The organism is Brevundimonas denitrificans, assembly GCF_030160755.1.
Classification (GTDB): Bacteria; Pseudomonadota; Alphaproteobacteria; order Caulobacterales; family Caulobacteraceae; genus Brevundimonas; species Brevundimonas denitrificans.
In genome coordinates this window covers 1-3,161 of sequence record NZ_BSOY01000124.1, presented here as the reverse complement: position 1 = coordinate 3,161, position 3,161 = coordinate 1, and the positions used below count along the sequence as shown (strand labels likewise).

The following is a 3,161-nucleotide window of genomic DNA, read 5'->3' as shown; positions in this document are numbered from 1 at the left end:
CCCGACGCCGCCGCGCGAACCGACCCTCGACCTCGACGCGCTGGCGGGTCCGCCTCGCCCCGGCCCGCGTCCCGGACCGCGCCCGCCGACGGGACAGACCGGCGCAGGTTCAGCGCCCCAGGCGACCGGGCCGCAGATTACGGCGGTCTTCAACCAGGTCTATCCGAACTGGATTCTGCCCTGCGACATCCCCGGAGCGGACGCGCTGCGCATCCAGATGGATGTGACCCTCGACGAGCAGGGAAGGATCACGGCCGGCCCGACCCTGATCGGCGCCCGTTCTGACCCGGTCTGGCGCGCCGCGGCCGACGGCGCGGTCCGGGCGATCCGCCAGACAGCGCCGTTCGACGTTCCGACCGGCTTCCCCGGCGGACGCTTCAGGCCCACCTTCGTCACCGAACGGGCGTGTCGGGGGCGGTGACCGCCACGCCGCGGAACCTGACAAAGCGTGACGGGGCCTGAAAGTCGCCCCAATCACGGCCATGCTGGTCTTGTGCGCACGCTCTGGCGATAAGGAGCGGCGGGATTGAAACTTGCGGGAGCCCCTGATGCGATTGAACCGACTTCTGGCCAGTGTCGCCGTCCTGGCGATGACGGTGAGCGCGGCCACCGCCCAGACGCCTCCGGTTCCCCCCCAGTCGACCGATCCGGTCGAGGTCGAGATCGATCAGGGCGTGCTGCGGCCGATGCAGATCGCGGTCGTCAATTTCAACGGCGAGAACGGCGCCGACCTCGGCGGCGTGATCCGCGCCGACCTGCGCCGCTCGGGCTATTTCGAGCCGCTCGATCCGGCCGGCTTCGTCGAGACCGGCCTGACCCTGGCCAACGCCCCCAACTTCCCGCAGTGGACCTCGATCGGCGCCCAGGCGGTCCTGTATGGGGCGGTGACGCGCCGGCCCGACGGCCGCAACGACTTCGGCTTCCGCCTGTACGACCCCTATCGCCAGTGCCAGCTGGCCTCCTACCAGTTCACCGCCACGCCCGAGCAGTGGCGCCGCATCGGCCACAAGATCGCCGACCTGATCTATCAGCGCATGACCGGCGAGAGCGGCCTGTTCGACAGCCGCGTGGTCTTCGTCTCTGAGAGCGGCACCCAGCTGAATCGCCTGTCGCGTCTGGCCATCTCGGATCAGGACGGGTTCAACCCCGTCTATCTGACCCAGGGCGACGAGGTGATCATGTCGCCGCGCTTCTCGCTGAACGACCCCAATGAGATCACCTATGTGGCGCTGGGGCGGGACTACAGCCGCATCTATCTGTTCAACCTGTCGACCGGCCGGCGCGAAAGCCTCGGCGAGTTCGACGGCCAGGTGCTGGCCCCGCGCTTCTCGAACGACGGCTCGAAGATGGCCTTCTCGATCATCCGGGGCGGCAACACGGACGTCTATGTGATGGACCTGTCCAGCCGCCAGCTGCGCCGGCTGACCACCGACCCCGGCATCGACACCTCGCCCTCCTTCAGCCCGGACAACAGCCAGATCGTCTTCACCTCGGACCGGTCGGGCAGCGCCCGGCTCTATACGATGCGGGCCGACGGCACGGGCCAGCGGCCCATCTCGCGCGGCGGCGGCATCTACACCGCCCCGAACTGGAGCCCGCGCGGCGACCTGATCGCCTTCACCAAACAGGGCGGCGGCCGATTCTCTACAGGCGTCATGAACACCGACGGCTCGGGTGAGCGCATCCTGTCGTCCAGCTATTTCGAGGAGGGTCCGTCCTGGGCGCCCAACGGCCGCTACATCATGTTCGCGCGCCAGTCGCCGGGCGGCGACACCCGGCTGTGGACCGTGGACCTGTCGGGCCGCGTGGTCTCACAGGCTGGCTATGCGGGCCGCGGCACCGACCCCGCCTGGTCGCCCCTCCTCGACGAACAGCCCGCCAACCTGGGCGGCGGCGGCCCGGACGGCTGCCCCACCTGATCACAAGGGAGCCTTTCGGCTCAAACCCGCGTTATCGCGACTGGCGAAACCGCTGGCGCGTCAGTAGCAACCCTTTACAGCCAAGCTGGAGGCTTCGGCCTCCACCCAAGGAGACGACCCGATGATGAAGCCCTCGACCCTCGTCCGTCTGGCCGCCGTCGGCCTGGCCGTGACCGCGATCGCCGCCTGCACCCCGCGCACGCCGGCCGACACCGGCGCAGGCAACGCCGTCCCGCCCGCCGGCAATGACCAGTACACCGACAACAGCGCCGGTCCGGTCTCGGGCGGCGCCATCGGCGCCGCCGCGCCGGGCTCGGAACAGGACTTCGTCGTCAACGTCGGCGACCGCGTCTATTTCGACCTCGACAGCTATGCGATCCGACCGGAAGCCTATCCCCGCATGGACGCCCAGGTGGCCTGGCTGCAGCGCTATCCGCAGGTCACCGTCCGGATCGAGGGCAATGCCGACGAACGCGGCACCCGCGAATACAACCTGGCCCTCGGCGCGCGCCGCGCTGAATCGGTCCGCAGCTATCTGGTCGAGCGCGGCGTCTCCGCCGGCCGTATCGACACCATCAGCTACGGCAAGGAACGCCCGATCGCCGCGGGTTCGAACGAAGAGGCCTGGGCCCGCAACCGCAACGCCCACACCGCCATCGTCTCGGGCGCCGCGCGCTAGGAACCAAGGTCTCCTCCCCGTCGCATTGCATCGGGGAGGAGACCTTGAACCGGCCTCAAATCGGTGGGACGACAACGACCATGCTGAAGTTTCCCTCCGCCCTCCGTTCGCGCAACGCCCTCATCTCTGTTCTGGGCGTCGTCCTGATCGCGGGCACGACCACGGTCGTGGCCCAGACCACGCCGCTGGAGCCTGTGCAGTGGGACAAGCGGCGGCTGGATCAGCTGGACCGCAACGTCCGCCGCCTCGAGCGCGCGGTGACCCAGCGCAACGCCGCCGGCCAGCCGGTGATCATCGAGCCTGATCCCGAGGTCATCGCCCTGCAGGGCCGGGTGGGCCTGATGGACCGCCGGCTCGCCGATCTGGAGGCCACCGTCCAGCGCGTGAACGGCGACCTCGAACGACTGACCTTCCAGCTGGACGAGGCCGGGCGCGACAACACCGCCCTGGGCGCCCGCGTCCGGGACGCCGAGGGCCGGATCCGCGCCATGGAGGCCGCGGCCGCGCGCGAGGCCGAGTTGAACGCGCCGATCCCGACCACCTCGCCCACCGGCGACGCCGCG

The 3,161-nt window shown here is 69.9% G+C and carries 3 protein-coding genes and 1 pseudogene; all 4 read left to right on the top strand.

All coding sequences use genetic code 11. The features are described 5' to 3' along the window. Positions 1–421, top strand: a 421-nt coding sequence (locus tag QQJ79_RS15120; protein WP_284223754.1) for a hypothetical protein, incomplete at its 5' end; no start/stop codon positions are given. A gap of 127 nt (positions 422–548) precedes the next feature. Then, entirely contained in the window at positions 549–1,919 is a 1,371-nt protein-coding gene (tolB, locus tag QQJ79_RS15115; RefSeq protein WP_284223753.1) for a Tol-Pal system beta propeller repeat protein TolB, read from the top strand. Between the two features lie 124 nt (positions 1,920–2,043). Further along, positions 2,044–2,598 (top strand): peptidoglycan-associated lipoprotein Pal, encoded by a 555-nt coding sequence (gene pal / locus QQJ79_RS15110; protein WP_284223755.1) that lies wholly within the window; start codon positions 2,044–2,046, stop codon positions 2,596–2,598. Between the two features lie 80 nt (positions 2,599–2,678). After that, a pseudogene (locus QQJ79_RS15105) lies at positions 2,679–3,161 on the top strand (tol-pal system protein); the annotation flags it as partial.